This is a genomic window from Pseudomonas sp. 203-8 (assembly GCF_020708595.1).
GTDB lineage: Bacteria > Pseudomonadota > Gammaproteobacteria > Pseudomonadales > Pseudomonadaceae > Pseudomonas > Pseudomonas aeruginosa.
This window is the reverse complement of sequence record NZ_JAJFDF010000012.1, coordinates 110,978-134,195: the sequence shown is the minus strand read 5'-3', so window position 1 is coordinate 134,195 and position 23,218 is coordinate 110,978. Positions and strand designations below refer to the sequence as shown.

Annotated in this window: 19 protein-coding genes; 6 read left to right on the top strand and 13 right to left on the bottom strand. The window is 67.3% G+C overall.

The window, feature by feature from the left end; genetic code table 11:
• Positions 1 to 82: 82 nt before the first annotated feature.
• Complete coding sequence (locus LJF27_RS26210; protein ID WP_003104796.1) at positions 83 to 694, top strand: LysE family translocator; 612 nt, start codon at positions 83 to 85, stop codon at positions 692 to 694.
• Here LJF27_RS26210 and LJF27_RS26205 read toward each other — a convergent pair.
• The 7 genes from LJF27_RS26205 to LJF27_RS26175 form a co-directional block, all read right to left on the bottom strand.
• On the bottom strand, positions 681 to 1,571 hold the full coding sequence (locus LJF27_RS26205) for a LysR family transcriptional regulator (protein WP_003093500.1): 891 nt from the start codon (positions 1,569 to 1,571) through the stop codon (positions 681 to 683). The two genes, LJF27_RS26210 and LJF27_RS26205, sit on opposite strands and share 14 nt — an antisense overlap.
• 95 nt (positions 1,572 to 1,666) lie before the next feature.
• Positions 1,667 to 3,082: a TolC family protein gene (locus tag LJF27_RS26200; RefSeq protein ID WP_003119014.1), complete on the bottom strand. Its 1,416-nt coding sequence runs from the start codon at positions 3,080 to 3,082 to the stop codon at positions 1,667 to 1,669.
• Positions 3,082 to 5,241 carry a peptidase domain-containing ABC transporter gene (locus LJF27_RS26195; protein WP_003105688.1) on the bottom strand — a complete coding sequence of 720 codons (2,160 nt, stop codon included), beginning with the start codon at positions 5,239 to 5,241 and terminating at the stop codon, positions 3,082 to 3,084. Before LJF27_RS26195 ends, LJF27_RS26200 begins: the two co-directional genes overlap by 1 nt.
• A 9-nt stretch (positions 5,242 to 5,250) precedes the next feature.
• Positions 5,251 to 6,507 (bottom strand): HlyD family secretion protein, encoded by a 1,257-nt coding sequence (locus tag LJF27_RS26190; RefSeq protein WP_003118189.1) that lies wholly within the window; start codon positions 6,505 to 6,507, stop codon positions 5,251 to 5,253.
• Between the two features lie 96 nt (positions 6,508 to 6,603).
• The gene (locus tag LJF27_RS26185; RefSeq protein ID WP_003093484.1) at positions 6,604 to 6,903 is read right to left on the bottom strand and encodes a hypothetical protein; all 300 of its coding nucleotides are present in this window, start codon (positions 6,901 to 6,903) and stop codon (positions 6,604 to 6,606) included.
• A gap of 308 nt (positions 6,904 to 7,211) precedes the next feature.
• On the bottom strand, positions 7,212 to 9,005 hold the full coding sequence (locus tag LJF27_RS26180) for a cholesterol oxidase substrate-binding domain-containing protein (RefSeq protein ID WP_023117179.1): 1,794 nt from the start codon (positions 9,003 to 9,005) through the stop codon (positions 7,212 to 7,214).
• A 131-nt stretch (positions 9,006 to 9,136) separates the two neighbouring features.
• Entirely contained in the window at positions 9,137 to 9,436 is a 300-nt protein-coding gene (locus LJF27_RS26175) for a hypothetical protein (RefSeq protein ID WP_003093477.1), read from the bottom strand.
• Between the two features lie 758 nt (positions 9,437 to 10,194).
• Here LJF27_RS26175 and tyrS point away from each other — a divergent pair.
• Entirely contained in the window at positions 10,195 to 11,433 is a 1,239-nt protein-coding gene (gene tyrS, locus LJF27_RS26170; protein WP_023117178.1) for a tyrosine--tRNA ligase, read from the top strand.
• 28 nt (positions 11,434 to 11,461) lie between these two features.
• On the opposite strand, the gene LJF27_RS26165 is transcribed toward tyrS, so the two are convergent.
• Positions 11,462 to 12,718 carry an OprD family porin gene (locus LJF27_RS26165; RefSeq protein ID WP_003118192.1) on the bottom strand — a complete coding sequence of 419 codons (1,257 nt, stop codon included), beginning with the start codon at positions 12,716 to 12,718 and terminating at the stop codon, positions 11,462 to 11,464.
• Between the two features lie 364 nt (positions 12,719 to 13,082).
• Here LJF27_RS26165 and LJF27_RS26160 point away from each other — a divergent pair, with 364 nt between their 5' ends.
• Positions 13,083 to 14,291, top strand: coding sequence for a Bcr/CflA family multidrug efflux MFS transporter (locus tag LJF27_RS26160; RefSeq protein WP_003159295.1), 1,209 nt, complete (start codon positions 13,083 to 13,085; stop codon positions 14,289 to 14,291).
• Positions 14,292 to 14,376: 85 nt separating this feature from the next.
• A complete protein-coding gene (gene hpaR / locus LJF27_RS26155; RefSeq protein ID WP_003093470.1) occupies positions 14,377 to 14,799 on the top strand; it encodes a homoprotocatechuate degradation operon regulator HpaR in 423 nt (140 codons plus the stop codon).
• A 15-nt stretch (positions 14,800 to 14,814) separates the two neighbouring features.
• On the opposite strand, the gene LJF27_RS26150 is transcribed toward hpaR, so the two are convergent.
• The 4 genes from LJF27_RS26150 to ccoG all read right to left on the bottom strand — a co-directional run bounded on the left by LJF27_RS26150 (position 14,815) and on the right by ccoG (position 20,066).
• The gene (locus LJF27_RS26150) at positions 14,815 to 15,057 is read right to left on the bottom strand and encodes a hypothetical protein (RefSeq protein ID WP_023117177.1); all 243 of its coding nucleotides are present in this window, start codon (positions 15,055 to 15,057) and stop codon (positions 14,815 to 14,817) included.
• Positions 15,058 to 15,140: 83 nt separating this feature from the next.
• Complete coding sequence (gene ccoN / locus LJF27_RS26145; RefSeq protein WP_003093467.1) at positions 15,141 to 16,568, bottom strand: cytochrome-c oxidase, cbb3-type subunit I; 1,428 nt, start codon at positions 16,566 to 16,568, stop codon at positions 15,141 to 15,143.
• Between the two features lie 263 nt (positions 16,569 to 16,831).
• Positions 16,832 to 18,247 carry a GntR family transcriptional regulator MpaR gene (gene mapR, locus LJF27_RS26140; RefSeq protein WP_003101248.1) on the bottom strand — a complete coding sequence of 472 codons (1,416 nt, stop codon included), beginning with the start codon at positions 18,245 to 18,247 and terminating at the stop codon, positions 16,832 to 16,834.
• 97 nt (positions 18,248 to 18,344) lie between these two features.
• Positions 18,345 to 20,066: a cytochrome c oxidase accessory protein CcoG gene (ccoG, locus tag LJF27_RS26135; protein WP_078465416.1), complete on the bottom strand. Its 1,722-nt coding sequence runs from the start codon at positions 20,064 to 20,066 to the stop codon at positions 18,345 to 18,347.
• 105 nt (positions 20,067 to 20,171) lie between these two features.
• On the opposite strand from ccoG, the gene LJF27_RS26130 reads away from it, so the two are divergent.
• Positions 20,172 to 21,845, top strand: a complete 1,674-nt coding sequence (locus LJF27_RS26130; RefSeq protein WP_016263085.1) for a nitrite/sulfite reductase — start codon at positions 20,172 to 20,174, stop codon at positions 21,843 to 21,845.
• Positions 21,842 to 22,330: a DUF934 domain-containing protein gene (locus LJF27_RS26125; RefSeq protein ID WP_003093457.1), complete on the top strand. Its 489-nt coding sequence runs from the start codon at positions 21,842 to 21,844 to the stop codon at positions 22,328 to 22,330. Before LJF27_RS26130 ends, LJF27_RS26125 begins: the two co-directional genes overlap by 4 nt.
• An 81-nt stretch (positions 22,331 to 22,411) precedes the next feature.
• Here LJF27_RS26125 and hpaI read toward each other — a convergent pair whose 3' ends face one another.
• Positions 22,412 to 23,218, bottom strand: a complete 807-nt coding sequence (gene hpaI, locus LJF27_RS26120; protein ID WP_003113007.1) for a 4-hydroxy-2-oxoheptanedioate aldolase — start codon at positions 23,216 to 23,218, stop codon at positions 22,412 to 22,414.

Below are 23,218 nucleotides of genomic sequence, written 5' to 3'. Positions count from 1 at the left end.
CGCGCCCCGCCAGGAGCCTACGGAGGAAACCCATGCCCGCCCCGCACCAGCCAGCCCGCAACCCGACCGGGGAGTTCGACCCATGCCGCTAGCCCTGCTGCTCGCCATGGGCGCGTTCTCCCTGAGCCTGTCGATTTCCCCCGGTCCGGTGAACCTGACCATCGTCGCTTCCGGCGCCAACCATGGTTTCCGCCGGACCCTGCCGTTCGTCACCGGCGCCACCCTCGGCTTCGTCCTGCTGCTGGCCTTCGTCGGCTTCTGGTTCGTCCGCGCGATCGAGGCCTACCCGCGCTTCTTCGACTACCTGGGGATGGCCGGCGCGGCGTTCATCGCTCATGTGGGCTACCGCATCGCCACCGCGGATCCACGCCTGGCCCTGGAGGAAAACGGGGTCCCCGGGTTCTTCCAGGGCGTGCTCCTGCAATGGCTCAATCCCAAGGCCTGGATCGCCTGCGCTTCCGGCGTGGCCTTGTTCGCCAGCCCGAGCACGCACGCGCCGCTGCTGGTCTTCATGGCCATCTACCTGGTGGTCTGCTACCTCTCGCTGGCCGCCTGGGCACTGCTCGGTGACCGCGTGGCGCTGCTGCTCGACAGCCCCCGGCGGGTGCGCCTGTTCAATCGGGCGATGGGCGGCACCCTGGTGCTGACCGCTGGCTACATGCTCTACCTGCAGCTCGCCGCTAGCCCGGATTGAAGGCCTCGTAGAGGCGATTGATGAGGGTATAGGCGATGCTGCTGGCGGGTACGTTGGGCGGCCACACCGCATACACCTTCAACGGCTCCAGGCGCCATTCCGGCAGCACCGCGCGCAACTCGCCGCGGCGGATCGGCTCGTCGCTCAGGTAGGTCGGCGGCGCGGCCAGGCCGACGCCGAGGCGGGCCAGGCGGCAGGAGGCTTCGACGCTGTCGACGCGCACCCGCGGGGTGTAGTCGACGCGTACCTCCTCGTCGTCCCGCGCATGACGGAATAGCCGGCTGTCGGGGCGCATGCCGAGCCCGATCCATTCCAGCCGCTGCAGGTCGCGCGGGTGTTCCAGCGGCGCGTGCCGGGCCAGGAATGCCGGTGCCGCCACTACCTGGCGCGGCAGCAGGAACAGGTGACGGGCCTTCAGCGAGCTGTCCGGCAGGTCGCCGATGCGGAAGGCGATGTCGATGCCGTCGCCGATGATGTCGTGGCGGCTGTCGTCGCAGGCGATGCCGAGGTCGAGGTCGGGATGCTCCTCGATGAAGGCTGCCAGGTGACGGGTGAAGTCGCCGTTGACGAACACCGCGGGCATCGAGATGCGCAGGCTGTTGCGGGTCGAGACGGCGCGCTGGCGGAACTCGATGAAGCCCTTCTCGTAGAGTTCCAGCATGGAGCGGGCGGTGTCCAGCAACTGCGTGCCGTCCTGGGTCAGCGACAGCTTGCGGCTGTTGCGGTAGAGCAGCGCACGGCCCAGGTTCCGTTCCAGCCTGGACAGGTGCAGGCTGGCGGTCGCGGCGCTCAGGCCCAGCGCCTCGGCGCCGCCGGAGACGGAGCCGGTCTCGGCGATCTTGGCGAATACGATCAGGTAGCGGATGTCGTCGATCATGCGGTCTCTCGTCGCGGGGGCTGGGTGCATCCTGCGCGATGGCGGCCAGCCGGACAAGCGCGAGAGGTAGAGAGCGGCGGCGCTTCCCGGGCTTTTCAGCGCAGGCTCCAGAAACCCAGGCGACCGAGGCTCGCCGCCAGTCGCAGGCGCGAGGTCTGCCAGTTGCCGAGGGCGCGGATGTGCTGGTCCTCGGCGCTGGCGTAGGCGGTCAGGGCGTTGAGCAGCTCGATCATGCTGCCGACCCCTGAGCGGTAGCGGCCCTGCACCACCTCCAGGCTTTGCCGCGACTGTTCGACCAGTTCGCGGGTGCGCGCCAGGCTGCGGGTCTCGACGCTGAGCGACTGGTAGTTGTTCCACACCTCCAGCGAAACCTGCTGCTCGGTGTCGGCCAGCTCCGCTTCGCTGGCTTCGCGGCGGGCCAGGGCGTTGCGGACCTGGTAGGTGCGTTCGAAGCCTTCGAACAACGGGATGTTCAGTTGCAGGCCGATGCTGCGGTCGCGTTCGCGGGTATCGCCGTTGAACGCCATCGCCTGGTCGCTATGGCTGCGTGCCAGGTTGGCGCTCAGCGCCAGGCTCGGCCGGCCGGCGGCGCGGCTTTCCTCCACCGAGGCGGCGGCGGCTTTCAGCCGCGCCTGGGCGGCGAGCAGCGCCGGATGCTCGCGGCGGGCTTCGGCGAGCATCTCGTCGATGGCCTTGACGAAGCCGGTGTCGGGTTGCGCCTCCAGCTCGCCGGAGAGGCGCAGCGGGGTATCCGGCGCCAGGCCCATGCGCAGGGCGATGACGCCGAGGGCGTTGCTCAGGGCGCCTTCGTCGCGGACCTGGGCGAGGCTCGCCTGGGACAGCGCGGTCTGCGCCTGCAGGCGATCGGAAAGGGCGGCGGCGCCGGCCCGGTACTTGGCGTCGGCGGCTTCCAGGTTCTGCGCCGCCAGCTCCGCGACCTGCCGCGAGGCGGCCAGGCTGCGCTGGGCGGCGAGGGCGTCGTAGTAGGCCTGGGCGGCGAGGGCGAAGGTGTTCTGCAGGGTCGCGTCCTGGCTGGCGTTGGCCGCCAGCAGCAACTGCTGGGCGTTGCGCAGGGCGGCGCTGCGGCGGCCGAAGTCGAACAGCACCCAGCTCAATTGGAGGCTGGCGCCACGCCGGTGGCGATGGCCGTCGCCGGAGAGGTAGGGGGCATCGCGATAATCCATGTCGCTGTAGCCGCGACTGGCGTCGAGACGGCCGTCCAGGCGCGGCAGGTAGGCGGACTTGCCGATCCCGACCTGGGCCGCCTGGGCCTTGGCATTGGCCCAGGCGAGGCGGGTCTGTGGGTCGTGGCAGAGGATCCGCTCGATGGCTTCCTCCAGGCTCAGCTCGGTCGGTGGCGGCCCGCCGCGGCAGGGCAAACCGCTGCCGCCGAGGTCGTAGACCGCCTGGCCGGCGACCTGGCCGGCGGTGCCGAACACGTCCGGCTCGTAGGCGGCGGCGCCGGGAACCAGGCCGAGCAGGCCGCACAACAGGCCGGCGAAGGCACGCATCAGGCCTGCTCCCGCGCCGCGGCGGCCTGGCGTTCGGCCAGGCGCGCGGTGCTTTCGTCGAGGCTTACCTTGCCCTGGCCGAGGACTATCACGCGGTCCGCCGAGGCGATGGTCTCGGGCCGATGGGCGACCATGATGCGGGTGATGCGCAGCGCGCGAATGGCGGCGTTGACCCGCTGTTCACAGTGTACGTCGAGGTGGCTGGTGGCTTCGTCGAGGAACAGGATGCGCGGCTTCTTGTACAGCGCCCGGGCCAGCATCACCCGCTGCTTCTGGCCGCCGGAGAGCACCGTGCCCATGTCGCCGACCAGGGTGTTGTAGCCCATCGGCATGGCCTGGATGTCATCGTGGATGGCAGCCATCTGCGCGCACTGCAGCAGCCAGGGCATGTCCGGTTGCGGGTCGAAGAAACTGATGTTGTCGCTGAGCGAACCGGCGAACAGCACGTCGTCCTGCAGCACCGTGCCGACCAGTTCGCGCAGGCCGTCCAGGCCCAGTTGCGCAAGGTCCAGGCCGGCCATGCGGATCTGTCCCTCCACTGGCGGGAGGATGCCCAGCAGGACGTTGAACAGGGTGCTCTTGCCGCAGCCCGAGGGGCCGACGATGGCCACCGACTCGCCGCCGGCGATGCGCAGGTCGAGGCCGTCGAGGACCCAGGGCTCCTGTTCCGCGTAGCGGTAGCGCAGGCCCTGGATCTCGATGCTCGCCTCGCGCTCGCGGAGGTTCTCCGGGAGGATGTCGCCGTGGCTGACCTCCGGGGCCTGGAGCACGATGTCGGCCAGGCGCTCGCCCTGCAACTGGAGCATGCGCAGCTCGAAGAACTTGTCGATCAGGCTGCCGACGCGGCTGTCGAACTGCGACTTGTAGGCGTTGAAGGCCATCAGGATGCCGACGCTGAACTGGCCGTCCATCACCATGGTCGCGCCGAGCCAGATCACCAGCAGGTTCTCCACGCCGAACAGCAGGCCGTTGAGCTGCTGGTAGAACAGTTGCAGCTTCTGCGTACGCAGGCCGGCGTTGATCTGTTCCACCAGCAGGCCGAGCCATACCGAGCGGCGCTCGTCCTGGCGCTGGAACAACTTCAGCGGGCGGATGCCGCGCACCGTCTCGAGGAAGTGGCTCTGCTGGCGCGCGGCGTGGACGATCTGCTCCTCGGTGGCGTTGCGCAACGGCCGGTACCAGATCCAGCGACCGAGGGCGTAGAGGCTCATGGCGGCGATGGCGATGGCCGCCAGCGGCGGACTGTAGAGCAGCATCATGCCGAGGGTGGCGACGGTCATCAGGCCGTCCAGCACCGCCGAGAGGAAGGCCGCGGTGAGGGTCTGCTGGATGCTGTTCACCGCGCCGAAGCGCGACACCACGTCGCCCAGGTGGCGCTTCTCGAAATACTGCGCGGGCAGCCGCAGCAGGTGGCTGAAGACGTTGGCCTGCCACTGCACGCCGAGCAGGGTGCTCATGTGCATCATCACCCAGGCGCGCACCCCGCTGACCGCCTGCTGCATCAGCAGCAACAGGCCGAAGCCGATGGCCAGGGTGCTGAGCAGGTCACGGTCTTCGCTGACGATGACGTTGTCGATGGTCCATTGCAGGAAGAACGGACTGATCAGCGAGAACACTTCCAGCGCGCCGGCGAGCAGCAGCACCTGGGCCAGCGAGCGGTACAGCCCGGTGACCTTGCCGAGCATGCCCAGCAGCTTGATCCGCGGCGGCGCCTCCTGTTTCTCGAAGCCGCTCTCCGGCCAGAGTTCCAGGGCTACCCCGGTGAAGCTCCGCGAGACTTCCTCCAGGCCCAGCCGGCGCTGGCCGTGGGCGGGGTCGTGGAGCACCGCGCCGCGCCCGTCGACCGCCTTGAGCACGACGAAGTGGTTGAAGTTCCAGTGCAGCACGCAGGGCAGCTTGAGCTTGCCGAGGTCGCCGAGGTCGAGCTTCACCGCGCGGGTACCCAGGCCGAGGCGGTGGGCGGTCTGGATCAGTTGCTTGAGGGAGATGCCCTTGAGCGATACGGAGAAGCGCCGGCGCAGTTCCATCAGGCCGGTATGGTGGCCGTGGTAGCCGGCGATCATCGCCAGGCAGGCCAGGCCGCATTCGGTGGCTTCGGTCTGCAGCACCAGCGGCAGGCGGCGGCCCAGGCGCAGGGCGAGAGCGTCGAGAAAGGCCATGGGTCGTTCCTAGAGTTTGCCGGTCAGGCTGTAGAGCGGTTCCAGCACCCATTCGTAGAGGCGCCGGGTGTCCTGGAGGATGTCGGCGTCCAGCAGCATGCCGCTCTGCAGCGGACGCGGCTGGCCGTAGGCGGTCACCGCCTGGTCGTCGAGGGTTACCCGCAGCCGGTACAGCTGCTCGCCATCCTGGCCGAGCCCCGGTACGCCGCCGACCATGCTGGAAAGCTCGGCATAGGAGACGCTGGCGCGGGAGATCGACTGCACCTTGCCGTGGTACTGGCCGAACTTCTGGTACGGATAGGCCTGGTAGCGGATCAGCACCGCGTCGCCCGGCCGGATGAAACCGATGGACTTGCTCGGCGCGTAGAGTTCGGCCTGCAACGGGGTGTCGGCGGGAACGATGCTCAGCAGCGGACGCGAGCTGTCGACGGTCTGCCCGGCTTCGGCGAGCACGGCGGTGGCGATGCCGCTCTCCGGCGCGGTGACCAGCAAGGTGCGCTTGGCTTCGCTTTCGGCCAGGTCCTGCTCCACCGCGCTGAGCTGGCGGCGGGTTTCCGCGAGCTGGTTGGCCTGGCGCGCGGAAAGCCCGGCGAGTTCGTTGCGGCGCTCGGTCAACTGCTGCCGCAGCGACGTGCGTTCGCGCTCCAGGCCTTGCAGGGTCTGGCGCTGGCCGAGCAGCTCGGCCTGGCGCTGCTGCAACTGGTCCATGGAGATGTAGCCCTTGTCCATCAGCCCCTGGTAGCGCGCGGCGGCGTCGCTGGCCAGCGCCAGCAGGCGTTGCTGGCTGTCGGTCTGGGCGGCGAGGGTGGTCAGTTCGCGCTGCAGGCTGGCGACCTTGCTGGTCAGGCTGTCGCGCTCGTCGTCTTGCAGGCGGCGAAGCTTTTCCAGTTCGTCGCGCAGGGAGTCGCGGCGTTGTTCCAGGCGCCTGCTGATACCGGCCTGCACCGGGCCGGCATCGCTGCCGTAGCGTTCGCTGGAAAGCACCATCAGGCGCTCGCCGCGTCGTACCGCCTGGCCTTCCTGGACGAACTTGCGCAGCACGATGCCGGCCTGCGGCGCGTGCACCTTGACCTGGCCGTTGGCGGGCACCAATTGGCCGCTGACGGTGCTGCGCTTGGTGTAGCTGCCGAACAGGAAGAAGCCCACCACCAGCAGCGCCATCGCCGCGGCCAGCAGGGTGAGAAAAGTGAAGGAGACCGGGCGGATCAGCACGATCTCGCCCAGGCCGCCGGCATGCTGGGCGTCGAGGGCTTCCTGGCGAAACATGGTGGCTGGATCCTGGATTCGAATAATACTTGCATGACACTCCGACACCCTTGCGAAAGTTCAAACGCATGAAGTGCCGGAGTGCGACTTTTCTAATTAGATGGTGGTGCGGCCTACATCACCGGGACCGAAGTTTTCCCGGTATTGGCCCAAGTAACCGACAGCCGTCTCTGCATTGGTGAAGAGACCGACCGTGCCCCCGGCAATAGCGCCCATTGCGGTTGGCACGATCAGGCCGACCAACTGGGAAAGAGCGCCGAAGCCGAAGCCGCCGGCACCGCCCCATTTCCCGCCGATTGCCATGCCCGTCGCGGCGCCGTCGACGGCGCCTACGATCATGCCGGAAAGAGTTCCACCCGAAACGCAGGTGACTTCAATGTCATTGAGTTCTTTCATTTCATATATCTCCTTTAGGCTTCCCGTGAGTCTGGAAAGCCATTCGATGGTACTAATCCGAAAGAGTGGGATGAACTGCCAGGATTAGCGGTTTTTCATGGGCTCGATAATTCGTTTGACAATGAGTTTCAATATTCGGCGGATGAAGGTTTGCCACTCCGGGTAAACTTTGCGAATGATTAAGGCCGGTTCGTGCGACACCTCGATAAGACCTGTTGAACAAGTCAACGCCGTATCGAGGGCTCATTCATATCGGCTCCGGCCAACCGCTCTTCGTCCGAGTCAGTACGGCCTCGCATAGCGGCATTTCATGGCATCAGTCGGTCGAGCAGCGGCGAGCTGAACAGCCGATGCGGATCGGCTTCGTTCAACTGGCGCACCGCGCTGTCCCAATCGTTGCCTGCGACCAGGCCCTGGCGTAGCGACTGCGCCACCAACTGGTCGACCACCGTCGGCTCGTCCCAGGCGGCGGCGGGGCTGTAGCCCCAGCCCTTGCTCCACTCCACCCGCAGCGAGGCGTAGTCGCCGCTGAAGTGGTCGAACAGCCAGGCCTCGAACTCGTGGTAGAAGGCATTGGCCTGCGGGGTACCGGGCAGGCTGAGGATGTCCAGCCAGATCGCCGTGTCCCACTCCGGTTGGTCGGGGCGCGGACGGATCGCCGACAGGCTGGGCACCTGGGCGCCGGGAACGATCGACTCGCCGGGCTGGTCGAGCCCGCTGACGCGAATCTCCACCGGGCCGTTCATGGGGTAGTGGCCGTTGGCGCGGTAGGCGGCGACCATCGTCTGGTACTGCAGGTAGAACTCGTTGATCACCCGCTGCACGTCGCGACGCCGGGTCAGCACCGCGTAGCCGTTGGCGGTGACGCGAAGGGTGCTGGGCTTGATGTACAGCAGCAGGTCCTTGCTCCAGCCCCACAGGTCGTAGCCCAGGGTCAGCGCCATGCCGCCCACTACCAGGTCGTACTGCAGCTTGCCGAGCAGCGGGGTGAGTTCCGGGTGGCCGGTGTTGATCGCCGCCAGCAGGTCGGACAGCGCCTTGGGAATGTTGTCGGAGAAGGGGTAGTTGAACGGGCCGTTGACCGCACGGGCGCCGAACGGGCAGCGCGGGGTCGGCGTCCAGACCTTCAGCCAGGGCTTGTCGGTGAAGGGGAACCAGATGGCCTCGGCGCGTCCGCTTTTCTGCAGGAAGCTGTCGAAGGTCCTTCCGCCGCTGCCGGCTGCGGCGAACATCTCGCTCGCCGGGATGTTCACGTAGCTCTGGCAGCGCATGCGCTTGTTGACCCCGGCCTGGAGGGTCGCCTCGACGATGAAGGCGCGTCCGAGGTGGACGAGGAACGGCGCGCAGGCCGGATCGTCGCGGCGGAAGGTCTTCAGCACGTATTGTCCGGCGGCGCCGTCCCAGACCACCGCGGTCAGCGCCACGATGCTGTTGCTCAGGGAGCCGTAGCTCTGCCCCGGCAGGCGGCTTTCGCCCTGCGCCGGGATGCCGGTGCCGTGGCCGTCGATGGCGAGCACCCCGCCGAGGGTCAGGTCGCCCGGCGCCGGCGTGGCGACGAAGCCGAGCTTGACCCGCTCCAGTTGTTTCAGCAGGGCTTCCATGGTGACGCCGGTCTGCGCGCTGAACAGGCCGAACTCGCCCTGGGTGTCGATCCGTACGCGGGTCAGGTAACGGCTGGTTTCCACCAGCATGATGCGGCTCTCGCAGTTCTCGCCGCCTTTCAGCAGCAGCGGGGACCAGTTGTGACCCATGCCGCGCGGGCGCACCTTGAAGCCGTTCTGCCAGGCCCAGTTGACCACCGCGAGAACCTCTTCGTTGGTGCGCGGGGCGTAGCTCCAGAGGTCGTCGGCGGCGATTTCCCCCGACCAGTTGCGGAACGCCCGCCGATAAAGTTCGAGGCCGGCCGGAAAGCCTGCCGGCGCCGGACAACTGCTGGCGGCGGCTTCGGCGGGCTGGATGACGAAGGCCGGGGTCCAGCCGGCCACCAGGCCGACCGCGCCGAGCGTGGCACTCTTGCCGAGGAAGCTGCGGCGCGACAGGCCGCCGGATTCCTGGTCGGGATCGCCGACGAAGGCGTCGGCGTGCTGGATGAGGTCGTGCATGGCGGTTCTCCTGATCGGGGCGCTGGTCGCCCCTTCCCGGTTGCCGGGTCCTAGGTCGCCGCCGGGGGCGTCCGGGTCTCCGGCGACGGTGGAGGCCCGCTCCGCGACGGGAGCGGGCCGAGGTCCTGGGATCAGGTCCACTCGGTGTCGTAGTGGTAATCGATGCGGCTGGTGTCGCCGCCGAGCAGGCCGCCGACCGCGGCGACGCCCTTGAACACGCCGTAGCCGAGGGTGTCGGCCAGTTGATGGATGGGGGTCAGGCCGACGGCGTTGAACACCTTGCCGACCGAAGAGATGACCGACGTGTTGAGCAGGTCGTTGGACACCTTGACCACATCGACGATGGCATCGCCGACGAAGCTGAAGAGTCCGGCGCCCGATACCTGGTCGATTTCATCGAAGCTCAGTTCCTGAAGTGTGGCGAGTTGCATGGCGCTATTCCTTCATCAATCAAGTTTTGAGCGATAGCCGGCCCTCTCGCATAAACATCGGTTTGCGAAGATAGAGTGACTATCGGTTGCCAGCCGCTCTGGAAAAGTACTTTGCCGGCTGGTCGCTGAAAATTACTGATCTGCCGGCGAGAGTGTCAATCTGGGAAGTTGATAGGGTGAACCTGGAATATCCATGCTAGGCAAATGACGCCGATATTCTGTCAGTGGAATTGGTCGATGTTTTTTCGAATGCCGCGATAAGCATCTGGATATTACTGACCCATTGATATTCGTGGGTGCTGGGAAGCGGCTCGCTATTTTTACGAGATGATGCGCCAATCCAGAAAAGTATCGAATTATTGCTTTCGGAAAAAATTCAACTGCCTTGCTGATAGGTTTCTTCCGGTCGAGTTATTGAAGTCCATTTACGGTCTTGCGTTGTTTTTCAAAGTAGAGAAACCGGCGTCATAAATTTGTGCGGATAACTGGCGGGCAAACTTTCCCAGGCTGCGCTTCTGTTGCGGGGAAGTGCTTCGGTTCGGGTCGAGGCGCTTTCCAGTCTTGACAGCCCGGCACAGGCGGGTAGAGTGCCGCGCATGAATCGTGCAGCCCTGACCTTCAAGCGCTATTACGCCTATCTGCTCCCTCATTGAGGCGGTAGATGCGTCGCTGCATTCCCGAACCGCCCGAGGCGGCGGTCCGGTGAACTCCCTCCCAACCTGTCTCCTCGGGCATCCACCGTGCCAAAGGAGATACCCGTGTCCGTCCCGACCCATCAGCAAGACCTGATCGCCCTGCTCGAAGAGCGTGGCTTCGTCCACCAGTGCACCGACCGCGACGGCCTCGCCGCGCACCTGGCCGCCGGTCCGGCAACCGCCTACCTGGGCTTCGACGCCACCGCCGACAGCCTGCACGTCGGCCACCTGCAGGGCCTGATGCTGATGCGCTGGCTACAGAAGGCCGGGCACCGCCCGTTGCTGCTGATCGGTGGCGCGACCACCCGGATCGGCGATCCGAGCTTCCGCGATTCGAGCCGGCCGATCCTCACCGAGGCGCAGATCCAGGCCAATATCGACGGCATCGCCCGGGTTTTCTCGCGCTACGTCGAACTGCACGACGACAGCCTGGTGAACAACGCCGAATGGCTGGACGGCGTCGGCTACCTGGAGTTCCTCGACCGGGTCGGCCGGCACTTCTCGATCAACCGCCTGCTGACCTTCGACGCCATCAGGCAGCGCCTGGACCGCGAGCATTCGCTGTCGTTCCTCGAGTTCGGCTACACCCTGCTGCAGGCCTACGATTTCGTCGAACTGTCGCGCCGGCGCGGCTGCACCCTGCAACTCGGCGGCGCCGACCAGTGGGCGAACATCATCAACGGCGTGGAGCTGTCGCGACGCCAGAGCGGCGCCCAGCTGTTCGGCCTGACCATGCCGCTGCTGGCCACCAGTGACGGGCGCAAGATGGGCAAGTCGGCGCAGGGTGCGGTATGGCTCAACGCCGAGCGCCTGGCGCCGTTCGACTTCTGGCAGTTCTGGCGCAACTGCGATGATCGCGACGTCGGTCGCTTCCTCGCCCTGTTCAGCGAACTGCCGATGGATGAGGTGCGCCGCCTGGGCGCCTTGCAGGGCGCCGAGCTGAACGAAGCGAAGGTGGTCCTGGCCAATGCCGCCACCGCCCTGGCGCACGGCGAGCACGCCGCGCGATCCGCCGCCGATGCCGCGCGCGGGGTGTTCGCCGACGGTACGCGGGACAGCGGCCTGCCGGTGATGAAGCTATCCCGCGCGCGCCTGGCGCAGGGACTGTCGCTGACCGACCTGCTGCTGGAACACGCGATCCAGCCCTCCCGCAGCGCGGTCCGCCGCCTCGCCGCCGGCGGCGGCCTGCGCCTGGACGACACGCCGGTCAGCGATCCGGACGCGCCGCTGGCGGGCGAGGTCGACGGGCTGCGCCTGAGCCTGGGCAAGAAGCAGCATTTGCACCTGCGACTCGAGGATTGAGGTGCCTGCGGCCCCAAGGGGCCGCGCTTCACCAGAGCTTTAGCGTGTAATTGACGATGAAGCGGTTCTCGTCCAGGTCCGCACCGTAGCGGCTGCGGTAGGTGATGTTGCGCCATTTCAAGGCGACGCTCTTCAGCGGTCCGCTCTGGATCACGTAGGACAGGTCGGTGTTGCGCTCCCATTCGCTGTCGTCGGCACGGCCGGCGCCGCGGTCGATGTCGCGGCCCTGTACATAGCGGGTCATGAGGTTCAGGCCGGGCAGGCCGAGGCCGGCGAAGTCGTAGTCGTAGCGCAGTTGCCAGGATTTCTCCTGCGGTCGGGTGAAGGTCTGGTAGGCCATGAGGTTGGCCACGTAGGGCGTGGTGTAGCCGTTGAGCACCGGAAAGGCGTCGTTGCCGATCATCTTCTGGACACCGATGCCGAAGGCGTGGGCGCCGGCGCGCAGGGTGAGCATGGCGTTGAGGTTGCGATTGTCCACCGGCCCGGAGATCGCCGCGCCGTCTTCGCCGCTGTCGAAGTAGCGCAGGTCGCTGCGCAGCGACAGCCCTTCTCCCAGCGGCAGGGTGTGCAGCAGGCCGAGATAGTGCTGCCGGTAGATGTCCTTGAGCTGGCCGTAGTAATAGCTGGCGCTGAGCCGAGGGGTGAAGGCGTAGGTCGCGCCGGCGAGATTGAACTCGTCGCTGGCGTGGGCCTTGTCGCGGCCCATGATGTACATGTCGTCGCTGCCGGCCGACTCGCGAGTGCGCGACTTCCACAATTGCCCCGCGGTGAGGGTGAGACCCTCGATCTCGCTGGAGGTCAGCAGCGCGCCGTCGAAGGTCTGCGGCAACAGGCGCACGTCGTCGCGGAACGCCACCGGCAGTTGCGGCATGAGGATGCCGACCTGTAGCTGGGTCTGCGAATAGCGCAGCTTGGCGGTCAGGCCGAGGTGACTGTAGTCGTCCACCGGCTCCTTCGAATTCGCTCCGAACGGCAGCGTGCCATCGTTGCTACGCCCGCGTCCCGAGTCGAGCTTGACGCCGAGCAGCCCGGTAGCATCCAGGCCGAAGCCGAGCGGGCCGTCGGTGAAACCGGATTGCAGGCGCAGGACGAAGCCCTGCGACCAGTTGCCGGCCTGCGATTGGGGCGCATCGTGCTGGCGGTAGTCGCGCAACTGGTAGAAGTTGCGGAGGTCGAGGTGGGCGCTGCTGTCCGCGAGGAATTCCGCTTGCGCGGCGAGGGGCAGGAGGCCGAGGCCAAGCGCATAGCTGCGCCAGGCGCACGGGCGGGGGCATGCCGTGATCATCGATTCTTCCCTTGGTTGTTGTTCTTGTAGGTATGGGTGACGCCGATTGCACGGTGAGTTTTAGCATATTGTTAACTTGTTAATGAAGTGTTGGCGATCCTCCCGGAAGCTTCGCTAGCCTCTGCCCCTTTCCATGCTCATCGAGCATTGACGGTAAGGCGCTGGAGAGCGAAGCCAGCCTGGAATCTTTCGCCTTCTGCGCATTTGGTTAATCTGTTAACGTTGTCGGCCCGCGAAAGGAGCCAGGCCCGCGCGCTGCCAGGGTGAACGAGGTCGCGGCGCGAGGATTTCCCGGACGGCGAACTTGCATCCGCGTGCACGGCGGTGTCGTCTGGACCGAAAGGCGAAGAAGAGGAGGGCGAGCGTGCCTGCGAGTGCATCGAGGATTCAGGTCGGAAGCGGCGAACGACGCCTGTTGCTGCTGTTGTCGGCGCTGGTGGCGTTCGGCCCGCTGTCGATCGACATGTACCTGCCGAGCCTGCCGGCGATCGCCGCCGATCTCGGCGCCAGCGATGCCCAGGTGCAGCGGAGCATCAGCGGCTTCCTGGTCGGCTTCTGCGTCGGCATGCTGTTCTACGGCCCCTTGTCCGACCGTTTCGGCCGGCGCCCGGTGCTGCTGGCCGGTATCGCCTTGTACCTGTTCAGCAGCCTGGCCTGCGCGCTGGCCGACAGCGCGGGGCAACTGGTCCTGCTGAGGGTGCTCCAGGCCCTCGGCGGCGGCGCCGCGTCGGTGCTGGCGCGGGCCATGGTGCGCGACCTCTATCCGTTGGGCGAGGCCGCCCGGATGCTGGCATTGATGCACATGGTGACCATGCTGGCACCGCTGGCCGCGCCGCTGCTCGGCGGCTACCTGATGCTCTGGGCCGGCTGGCGCGCGTTGTTCGTGGTCCTGGCGCTGTTCGCCGGGCTCTGCTTGCTGGCGGTCTGGCGGGTCGCCGAAAGCCACCCGCCGGAGCGCCGCGGCGGCAGCCTGGCCCAGGCCTTTCTCGCCTATGGGCGGCTGCTCGGCGACCGTCGCGCGCTGGGCTACGTGCTGTGCATGGGGCTGGCGTTCGCCGGGATGTTCGCCTACATCAGCGCCGCGCCCTTCGTGTTCATCGAGCATTTCGGCGTGCGCGCGGAGCGCTTCGGCTGGTTCTTCGGCCTGAACATCCTCGGCGTGATGCTCGCCACCTGGTGCAGCGCGCGCCTGGTGCGCCGCCACGGTCCGCGGCCGCTGCTGCGGGCCGGCAGCCTGCTGGCCTGCGTGTCCGGGCTGTTCCTCCTCGGCTATGCGGCGCTCGGCGAGCGGGGCGGGTTGTGGGCGCTGGTGCCCGGCCTGCTGTGCTTCGTCAGCGTCACCGGCCTGCTCGGCGCCAACTGCATCGCCAGCCTGCTGGCGTTGTATCCCGGACAGGCCGGGGCGGCTTCGGCGGTGGCGGTGTCCGGGCAGTTCGGCCTCGGCTGCCTGGCCAGCCTGGCGGTCGGCTGGCTGGCGCTGCCCGGCGTGCTGCCGATGGCGCTGGTGATGGCCGTCTGCGGCGTCGGCAGCCTGCTCGCGCTGGGCTTGGCCCTGCACGGCGGAAACCGTTGATTTCCTTCTGCATACCCGCATGCAGCCTGTGTTTTTTCCGCTACTCTTCTGCACTTTCGAAACCAGTCATCCAAGCTCGGACCCTATGTCAACGCCAAGACCCTCCCTGACCCTGACCCTGTTGCAGGCTCGCGAAGCCGCGATGAGTTTCTTCCGCCCCTCCCTCAACCAGCACGGTCTCACCGAGCAGCAGTGGCGGGTGATCCGCATCCTGCGCCAGCAGGGCGAGATGGAGAGCTACCAGTTGGCCAACCAGGCCTGCATCCTGCGCCCGAGCATGACCGGCGTGCTGGCGCGCCTGGAGCGCGACGGCATCGTCCGGCGCTGGAAGGCGCCCAAGGACCAGCGGCGGGTCTACGTGAACCTGACGGAAAAGGGCCAGCAGTGCTTCGTCTCCATGAGCGGCGACATGGAGAAGAACTACCAGCGCATCCAGGAGCGGTTCGGCGAGGAAAAGCTCGCGCAGTTGCTGGAACTGCTCAACGAGCTGAAGAAGATAAAGCCCTGAAGCGACTGGCCGGCGTCATGCCGGCCAATTCATGTCCCAGTGCCGGCAGTCGCCCTGGCAGCGACCGGGACAGCCGCAGCCGGTGCGGCTCCTGCCGGTTTCCCGCTCGACCCGGCGGGCCACCTCCTCGTCGTCGGCGAACGGCAGCATGCTCGCCTGGTCCAGGGTCTTGGCGTGGCGCAGGCTCCAATGCACGCCGAAGAACAGCACGGCGACCGCCAGCAGCTCCAGCAGGATCTCGCTCCAGCTGAATTCCATGATGATTCTCCTCGTCGGCTGTCGAGCCTTGCCCGCAGCGTGGCGGGCGAGGCTCGGGAAGGGAAGGGACGCGCTGTCGCGGCTCAGGCCATGCGGGCCGCCGCGAGGATTCCTTCCGGGCGCGCCTGGCGTACCGTGCGCCAGGTGTTGTAGCTCATCAGCAGCATGCCGGTGAGGAAGAACCCGCCACCGACCAGGCGCACGATGAAGCCCGGATGGCTGGCCACCAGCGACTCGACGAAGGAGTAGGTCAGCGTGCCGTCCTCGTTGACCGCGCGCCACATCAGGCCCTGGGTAATGCCGTTGACCCACAGCGAGGCGATGTACAGCACGGTGCCGATGGTGGCCAGCCAGAAGTGCGCATTGATCAGGCCGACGCTGTGCATCTTCTCGACCCCGTAGACCTTGGGAATCAGGTGGTAGAGCGAGCCGATGGTGATCATCGCGACCCAGCCGAGGGCGCCGGCGTGGACGTGGCCGATGGTCCAGTCGGTGTAGTGGGAGAGGGCGTTGACGGTCTTGATCGCCATCATCGGGCCTTCGAAGGTGGACATGCCGTAGAACGCCAGGGACACCACCAGGAAGCGCAGGATCGGGTCGTCGCGCAGCTTATGCCAGGCCCCGGAGAGGGTCATCATGCCGTTGATCATGCCGCCCCAGCTCGGCGCCAGGAGGATCAGCGACATCACCATGCCCAGCGACTGCGCCCAGTCCGGCAGCGCGGTGTAGTGCAGGTGGTGCGGGCCGGCCCAGATGTACAGGGTGATCAGCGCCCAGAAGTGGACGATGGACAGCCGGTAGGAGTAGACCGGGCGCCCGGCTTGCTTGGGCACGAAGTAGTACATCATGCCGAGGAAGCCGGTGGTCAGGAAGAAGCCTACGGCGTTGTGCCCGTACCACCACTGGACCATGGCATCGGTGGCGCCGGAGTACATCGAGTAGGACTTGAACCAGCTCACCGGCAGCGACATGTGGTTGACGATGTGCAGCATCGCGGTGGTCAGGATGAACGAGCCGAAGAACCAGTTGCCGACATAGATGTGCTTGACCTTGCGCTTGATCAGGGTGCCGAAGAACACCACCGCGTAGGCGACCCAGACGATCGCCAGCCAGATCGCGCCGGTGAACTCGATCTCGGCGTATTCCTTGGTGGTGGTGTTGCCCAGCGGCAGGCTGACCAGCAGGATCACCGCCACCGCCTGCCAGCCCCAGAAGGTGAAGGCGGCCAGGGTGTCGGAGAACAGTCGCACCTGGCAGGTACGCTGCACCGTGTAGTAGCTGGTGGCGAACAGCGCGCAGCCGCCGAAGGCGAAGATCACCAGGTTGGTATGCAGCGGCCGCAGGCGGCCGAAGCTGGTCCAGGGCAGGTCGAAGTTCATCTGGGGCCAGACCAGTTGCGAGGCGATCAGTACGCCCAACCCCATGCCGATCACGCCCCATACCACGGTCATGATGGCGAACTGGCGAACCACCTTGTAGTTGTAGGCAGGTTCCGTCGTTGCTTTGTTCATCTGTACAGTCCCGAAAGAAATGAACAGCCGGCGACCGCCGTCGAGGGGGGAGACGGGGCGCCGGCCGGAGCCTGCAATCTAAGGGCTGGGGCGGGGGTAAAACAGCTTCAGGTCGATATGGAATTTGGGTATCAGATGGGGCGGGGGAAGGCGTTCGTGCAGGGCGGCGGCGCATACCGGGATGGGGGACGCGAGCCGATCATGGCGGATGACCGCGCGCGGTTATCCGCCCTACGCCGGGGTGGCTTTCCGTCTGCGGGGCGTCATCCCGCCAGCGACTGGGCGATCCGCCCGAGTGTCTCCATCGCCTTCTCCTGCCGCGCGCTCCACGGGTGCCCGTAGTTGAGCCGGGCGCAATGGGCGAAGCGGCGGGTGGCGGAGAAGATCGGCCCCGGGGCGAGGCTGATGCCCTGGGCCAGGGCCAGTTGGAACAGGCGCAGCGAGTCGACCGCCTCGGGCAACTCCAGCCAGAGGAAGTAGCCGCCGCTGGGACGGCTGACCCGGGTCTGCTCGGGGAAGTAACGCGCCACCGCCGCGAGCATGGCGTTCTGCTGGGTCTCCAGGGCGTAGCGCAGCTTGCGCAGGTGGCGGTCGTAGCCGCCGTGCTGGAGATAGTCGGCGATGGCCGCCTGGGCCGGGATCGACGCCGACAGGCTGGTCATCAGCTTCAGTCGCTCGATCTGCTCGGCGTAGCGTCCGCCGGCCACCCAGCCGACCCGGTAGCCCGGCGCCAGGCTCTTGGAGAAGGAACTGCAGTGCATCACCAGGCCTTCCTGGTCGTAGGCCTTGACCGGTTTCGGCGCCTGCTGGCCGAAGTACAGTTCGGCGTAGACGTCATCCTCGATCATCGGCACCTGGTGGCGCGCCAGCAGCTCGGCGAGGGCGCGTTTCTTCTCGTCGTCCATGCTCGCGCCCATCGGGTTCTGGAAGTTGCTCATGAACCAGCAGGCCTTGATCGGCAGGCGCTCCAGGCTGTCGGCGAGCACTTCCAGGTCGATGCCTTCACGCGGATGCACGGGGATTTCCACCGCCTTCAGCTTCAACCGTTCCAGCACCTGCAGGGTGGCGTAGAACGCCGGCGCCTCGATGGCCACCAGGTCGCCGGGACGGGTGACCACCTGCAGGCAGAGGTTGAGTGCCTCCAGCGCGCCGTTGCTGATGACCAGTTCTTCCACCGGCAGCAGCAGGCCGCCGACCATGTAGCGCAGGGCGATCTGCCGGCGCAGGCCATGGTTGCCCGGCGTCATGTCGGCGACCACCGACTGCGGGTCCATGTCGCGCACCGCGTGGGCCATCGAGCGCGCCAGGCGCGGCAGGGGAAACAGTTGCGGACTGGGAAACGCCGAGCCGAAGGGCACGGTGTCCGGGTCCTTGATCGAACTGAGTACGGAGAACACCAGCTCGCTGACGTCGACCTCGGTGGCGTCGGCCTGGCGCGGGCTGATCTCCGGTTCCGGCAGCGGCCGCTGCACGTGCTGGCAGACGAAGTAGCCGGAGCGTGCGCGGGCCATGATCAGCCCACGGCTTTCCAGCAGGTAGTAGGCCTGGAACACGGTGGAAGCGCTGACCCCGTAGGTACGACTGGCGTGCCGTACCGAGGGCACCTTCTGCCCGGGGGCGAGGACGCCGGTGCGGATCAGCTCGGCAATCTCGTCGGCGAATTTCTCGTAGCGCTTCATCTTGTCCTGGCCGCTGTCCTGGCTGGCCGTGGGCACGGCCGCTGGCGCCCACTCTATGCGCGCCGGGACCGTGTTGTCATGCCTCATCGCGGCCTCCTCAGCGCGCCGGCGAAACGAAGGTGCTGGTGCTGCCGACCGCCAGGCTCGGGTCGTCGATGCCGCGCAGGCTGAACGCCAGCGGTTGCGAGCCGGCCCTGGCGCGTTCGGCGGTAGAGGCCACCGACACCGGGAAGTCGAGGATCTCGCCGGGCTTCAGGCTCAGGGTGTGCTCGCCCTGCAGGCGGAACTCCGGCGCGTCGTCGAGTTGCAGGCGATAGCGCTGCGGCTGCTGGGTCTTGTTGATGACCTTGAGGGTGTAGATGTTCTCGATCTGCCCGGCGGCGTTCTCGCGGAACAGCCCACGGTCGCGGGTCACGTCCAGCGAGGCCAGCGGGCGGGCATCCAGGGCGACGACGAAGGCGCCGATCATCGCCAGCATCACCGCCGCGTAGCCGACCAGGCGTGGACGCAGGAAGCGGGTCTGGCCACCTTCCAGGGCGCGTTCCGAGGTGTAGCGCACCAGGCCGCGTTCATAGCCCATCTTGTCCATGATCGAGTCGCAGGCGTCGACGCAGGCGGCGCAGCCGATGCAGGCGATCTGCAGGCCGTCGCGGATGTCGATGCCGGTGGGACAGACCTGCACGCACTGCTGGCAGTCGATGCAGGCGCCGAGCCCCTGGGCGCGCGGATCGCTGCCTTTCTTGCGGGCGCCGCGGGACTCGCCGCGGGCGGCGTCGTAGGACACGATCAGGGTGTCCTTGTCGAACATCACGCTCTGGAAGCGCGAGTAGGGGCACATGTGGATGCACACCTGCTCGCGCAGCCAGCCGGCGTTGACATAGGTGGCGGCGGTGAAGAACAGCACCCAGAACAGGCTTTCCAGGTCCAGCTGGAAGCTGAACAGGTCGGCCACCAGCGGCCGCACCGGAGTGAAGTAGCCGATGAAGGTGATCGCCGTGACCAGGCTCACACCCAGCCACAGCGCGTGCTTGGCCGTTTTGCGCAAGAGCTTGGCGGCGCTCGCCGGACCCTGGTCGAGCTTGATCCGCGCATTGCGGTCGCCCTCGGTGACCTTCTCGCACCACATGAACACCCAGGTCCACACGCTCTGCGGGCAGGTATAGCCGCACCAGACGCGGCCGGCGAACACGGTGATGAAGAACAGGCCGAAGGCGGCGATGATCAGCAGCGCCGAGAGCAGGATGAAGTCCTGCGGCCAGAAGGTCGCGCCGAAAATGTAGAACTTGCGTTCGGGCAGGTCCCAGAGCACCGCCTGGCGGCCGTTCCAGTTCAGCCACAGGGTGCCGAAGAACAGCAGGAACAGCAGGCCGCCGCCGAGGCGGCGGAAGTTGCGGAACAGACCGGTGAAGCTGCGGGTGTAGATCGGGCCGTTCACCGCCGACGGCAGCTTGCCGGGCGCGGGCGGCTGTTTCGACGGAGCGGCCGGTGCGGCGGGCTCGACCTGGATCGCGGGAATTCTTTCGCTCATTTTTCGTAGGCCCATCAGGCTGGAGAGGCGGTTGCGACTATAGGAACCGGCTGATGGGCGAAACAGCGGCAGATCGAGCGGGAAAAACCGTATCAGATGCCTCCGGAAAGCAGCGGCCCAGCATTGCCGCGGGTTGCCGGGCGACCTCGGGCAGTACAGATATGCGCCCCGTGGCAACCGGTCGCAGGCGGCACGAATTCGCCGCCGTCGGCCATCTGATGTGTTTTTTTCGGCGGAATCTGCCGCTGTTTCGCTGTCTGTACGCGGGCGATAGTGGGTGCCAGTGAACACCGGCCCATCCTGTCGCCAGAAACAGGGGCGCAGCCGGTCCCCGGTTTCTTCGCCACGCACCCTGCCCGTCATCGGTGGAGAAACCCTGTCGATGAGGGCTTTGCGATGTACCAGTACGACGAATACGACCAGGCGCTGGTGAGCGAGCGGGTGGCGCAGTTCCGCGACCAGATCGCCCGCCGCCTCGACGGCGAACTGAGCGAGGAGGAGTTCCTCCCGCTGCGCCTGCAGAACGGCCTGTACCTGCAGAAGCACGCCTACATGCTGCGCGTGGCGATTCCCTACGGCACCCTCTCGTCGCCGCAACTGCGCGCCTTGGCGCACGTCGCCCGGCACTACGACCGCGGCTACGGGCACTTCACCACGCGGCAGAACATCCAGTTCAACTGGATCGAACTGGAGCAGGTCGGCGATATCCTCGAACACCTCGCCGGCGCGCAGATGCATGCGATCCAGACCTCCGGCAACTGCGTGCGCAACATCACCACCGAAGCCTTCGCCGGGGTCGCCGCGGACGAATGGACCGACCCCCGGCCGCTGGCCGAGATCCTGCGCCAGTGGTCGACGGTGAACCCGGAGTTCCTGTTCCTCCCGCGCAAGTTCAAGATCGCCCTCAGTTCGGCGGTGGAAGACCGCGCCGCGGTGCAGATGCACGACATCGGCCTGTACCTTTACCGCCACCCCGACGCCGGCGAGTTGCGCCTGCGGGTCCTGGTCGGCGGCGGCCTGGGACGCACGCCGATGCTCGGCCAGGTGATCCGCGACGACCTGCCCTGGCAGCACCTGTTGTCCTACGTCGAGGCGATCCTGCGGGTCTACAACCGCTACGGCCGGCGCGACAACAAGTACAAGGCGCGGATCAAGATCCTGGTCAAGGCGCTGGGCATCGAGGCTTTCGCCCGCGAGGTGGAGGAAGAGTGGCAGCACCTGCGCGACGGCCCGGCGCAACTGACTGCCGAGGAGTGCCAGCGGGTCGCCGAGCGCTTCGTATTGCCGCGCTACCTGCCGCCGGCCGACGGCGAGCTGGCCTACGGCAGCGCCCGTGCGGCCGATCCGGCCTTCGCCCGCTGGGCCTCGCGCAACGTCCAGGCGCACAAGGTGCCGGGCTACGCCTCGGTGGTGCTGTCGACCAAGCCCGGCGCCAGCGCGCCGCCGGGCGACGTCACCGCGGAGCAGATGGAACGCGTCGCCGACTGGGCCGAGCGCTACGGTTTCGGCGAGATCCGTGTGGCCCACGAACAGAACCTGGTGCTCCCCGACGTGCGCCTGGAGAACCTCCACGCGCTGTGGCGCGAGGCCTGCGCAGCCGGCCTCGGCACGCCTAACCAAGGCCTGCTCAGCGACATCATCGCCTGTCCCGGCGGCGACTACTGCGCGCTGGCCAACGCCAAGTCGATCCCCATCGCCCAGGGTATCCAGCAGCGCTTCGAGGACCTCGACCACCTGCACGACATCGGCGAGCTTAGCCTGAACATCTCCGGCTGCATGAACGCCTGCGGCCACCACCACATCGGCAACATCGGCATCCTCGGCGTCGACAAGAACGGCAGCGAGTGGTACCAGGTCACCCTCGGCGGCGCCCAGGGCAAGGACAGCGCGCTGGGCAAGGTGATCGGGCCATCGTTCAGCGCTGCCGAGGTGCCGGCGGTGATCGAACGGATCGTCGAAACCTTCACCGACCTGCGGGTCGGCCCGGAACGTTTCATCGACACCTTCAACCGGGTCGGCCTGGAGCCGTTCAAGGCCCGGGTCTACGCCAGGATGGAGGAACCGGCATGAACAACCTGATCCGTTTGCGCGATGGCGTCGCCGAGGTCTGCCGCGACGATCCCTGGCAACTCCTGCGCGAGTTGCCCGACGCGCTGCCGCCGGGGCCGTTGCTGCTGCCTCTGGCGGCCTGGCTGGAGCGCCGCGGCGAGGCCGGAGCCGCCGCGCCCTGGCTGGCGCCGGACGATGAGGTGGAGGCCTTGCTGCCGCACTTCGCCGAGCTGCCGCTGATCGCCGTCGACTTCCCCAGCTTCCGCGACGGTCGTGGCTACAGCCTGGCCTACCTGCTGCGCGTGCGCCTGGGGTGGAGCGGCGAGTTGCGCGCAGTGGGCGACGTGTTGCGCGACCAGCTCAGCCATATGCGCCAGTGCGGCTTCGATGCCTTCGCGGTGCGCGAGGACAAGAACGTCGAGGATGCGCTCAAGGGGCTGGCGGGCTTGAGCGTGCTCTACGGCCGCTCGGCGATCGAGCCGCGACCGTTGTTCCGCCGACGCTAGGCATACGCCCCCGGACCGACGCCGATACCTGCCGCAACGCCGACCTGGCCCCTCTCCCGCAGCGGGAGCGGGGCGCACCCCTCAGCCGTAGACCGAGGAACTGGCGGACGGCGCCGGCGCGCCGCCCTTGAAGCGCCCCGCCAGCTCGCGCAGCGAACGCATCAGCAGGCTGGTGTCCACGCCCACCGCGACGAACGCGCAGCCCAGCTCCAGGTAGCGCCGCGCCAGTGTCTCGTCGGCGGAGAGGATGCCGGCGGCCTTGCCGGCCGTGCGGATGCGGTGGATGGCGTCCTCTATGGCCGCCTGCACCTCGGGATGGCCTGGATTGCCGCGATGGCCCATGGCTGCGCTGAGGTCGGCCGGACCGATGAACACGCCGTCGACGCCCTCGACGGCGGCGATCGCGTCGAGGTTGGCCAGGCCCTCCAGGTTTTCCACCTGGACCAGCAGGCACATCTGCTCGTCGGCGTGGTTCAGGTACTCCGCCACGCTGTTCCAGCGCGAGGCCCGGGCCAGCGCACTGCCGACCCCGCGTACGCCCGCCGGCGGATAGCGCACGGCGCGCACCAGCCCTTCGGCCTGGGCGGCGCTGTCGACCATCGGTACCAGCAGGGTCTGCGCGCCGATGTCGAGCAATTGCTTGATCAGCGCAGTGTCGCCCTGCACCGGGCGGATCACCGGCTGGCCGGGGTAGGGCGCCAGCGCCTGCAACTGGCCGAGCAGGCTGCGCAGGTCGTTGGGCGCGTGCTCGCCGTCCAGCAGCAGCCAGTCGAAGCCGGCGTTGGCGGCCAGCTCCGCGCAGTAGGGATCGGCCAGGCCGAGCCACAGGCCGATCTGCGCCTCGCCGCTGCGCAGGCGTTGCTTGAAGCGATTGACGGGCAGGTCCAT

Bases quoted from the DNA above. Each gene is read 5' to 3' on its own strand.
- LJF27_RS26190 (WP_003118189.1), bottom strand. From the start codon at position 6,507: ATGTTTCGCCAGGAAGCCCTCGACGCCCAGCATGCCGGCGGCCTGGGC.
- ccoN (WP_003093467.1), bottom strand. From the start codon at position 16,568: ATGAACAAAGCAACGACGGAACCTGCCTACAACTACAAGGTGGTTCGC.
- LJF27_RS26165 (WP_003118192.1), bottom strand. From the start codon at position 12,718: ATGATCACGGCATGCCCCCGCCCGTGCGCCTGGCGCAGCTATGCGCTT.
- LJF27_RS26185 (WP_003093484.1), bottom strand. From the start codon at position 6,903: ATGAAAGAACTCAATGACATTGAAGTCACCTGCGTTTCGGGTGGAACT.
- hpaR (WP_003093470.1), top strand. From the start codon at position 14,377: ATGTCAACGCCAAGACCCTCCCTGACCCTGACCCTGTTGCAGGCTCGC.
- hpaI (WP_003113007.1), bottom strand. From the start codon at position 23,218: ATGGACCTGCCCGTCAATCGCTTCAAGCAACGCCTGCGCAGCGGCGAG.
- LJF27_RS26125 (WP_003093457.1), top strand. From the start codon at position 21,842: ATGAACAACCTGATCCGTTTGCGCGATGGCGTCGCCGAGGTCTGCCGC.
- LJF27_RS26210 (WP_003104796.1), top strand. From the start codon at position 83: ATGCCGCTAGCCCTGCTGCTCGCCATGGGCGCGTTCTCCCTGAGCCTG.
- mapR (WP_003101248.1), bottom strand. From the start codon at position 18,247: ATGAAGCGCTACGAGAAATTCGCCGACGAGATTGCCGAGCTGATCCGC.
- LJF27_RS26175 (WP_003093477.1), bottom strand. From the start codon at position 9,436: ATGCAACTCGCCACACTTCAGGAACTGAGCTTCGATGAAATCGACCAG.
- LJF27_RS26180 (WP_023117179.1), bottom strand. From the start codon at position 9,005: ATGCACGACCTCATCCAGCACGCCGACGCCTTCGTCGGCGATCCCGAC.
- LJF27_RS26150 (WP_023117177.1), bottom strand. From the start codon at position 15,057: ATGGAATTCAGCTGGAGCGAGATCCTGCTGGAGCTGCTGGCGGTCGCC.
- LJF27_RS26130 (WP_016263085.1), top strand. From the start codon at position 20,172: ATGTACCAGTACGACGAATACGACCAGGCGCTGGTGAGCGAGCGGGTG.
- LJF27_RS26205 (WP_003093500.1), bottom strand. From the start codon at position 1,571: ATGATCGACGACATCCGCTACCTGATCGTATTCGCCAAGATCGCCGAG.
- LJF27_RS26200 (WP_003119014.1), bottom strand. From the start codon at position 3,082: ATGCGTGCCTTCGCCGGCCTGTTGTGCGGCCTGCTCGGCCTGGTTCCC.
- LJF27_RS26195 (WP_003105688.1), bottom strand. From the start codon at position 5,241: ATGGCCTTTCTCGACGCTCTCGCCCTGCGCCTGGGCCGCCGCCTGCCG.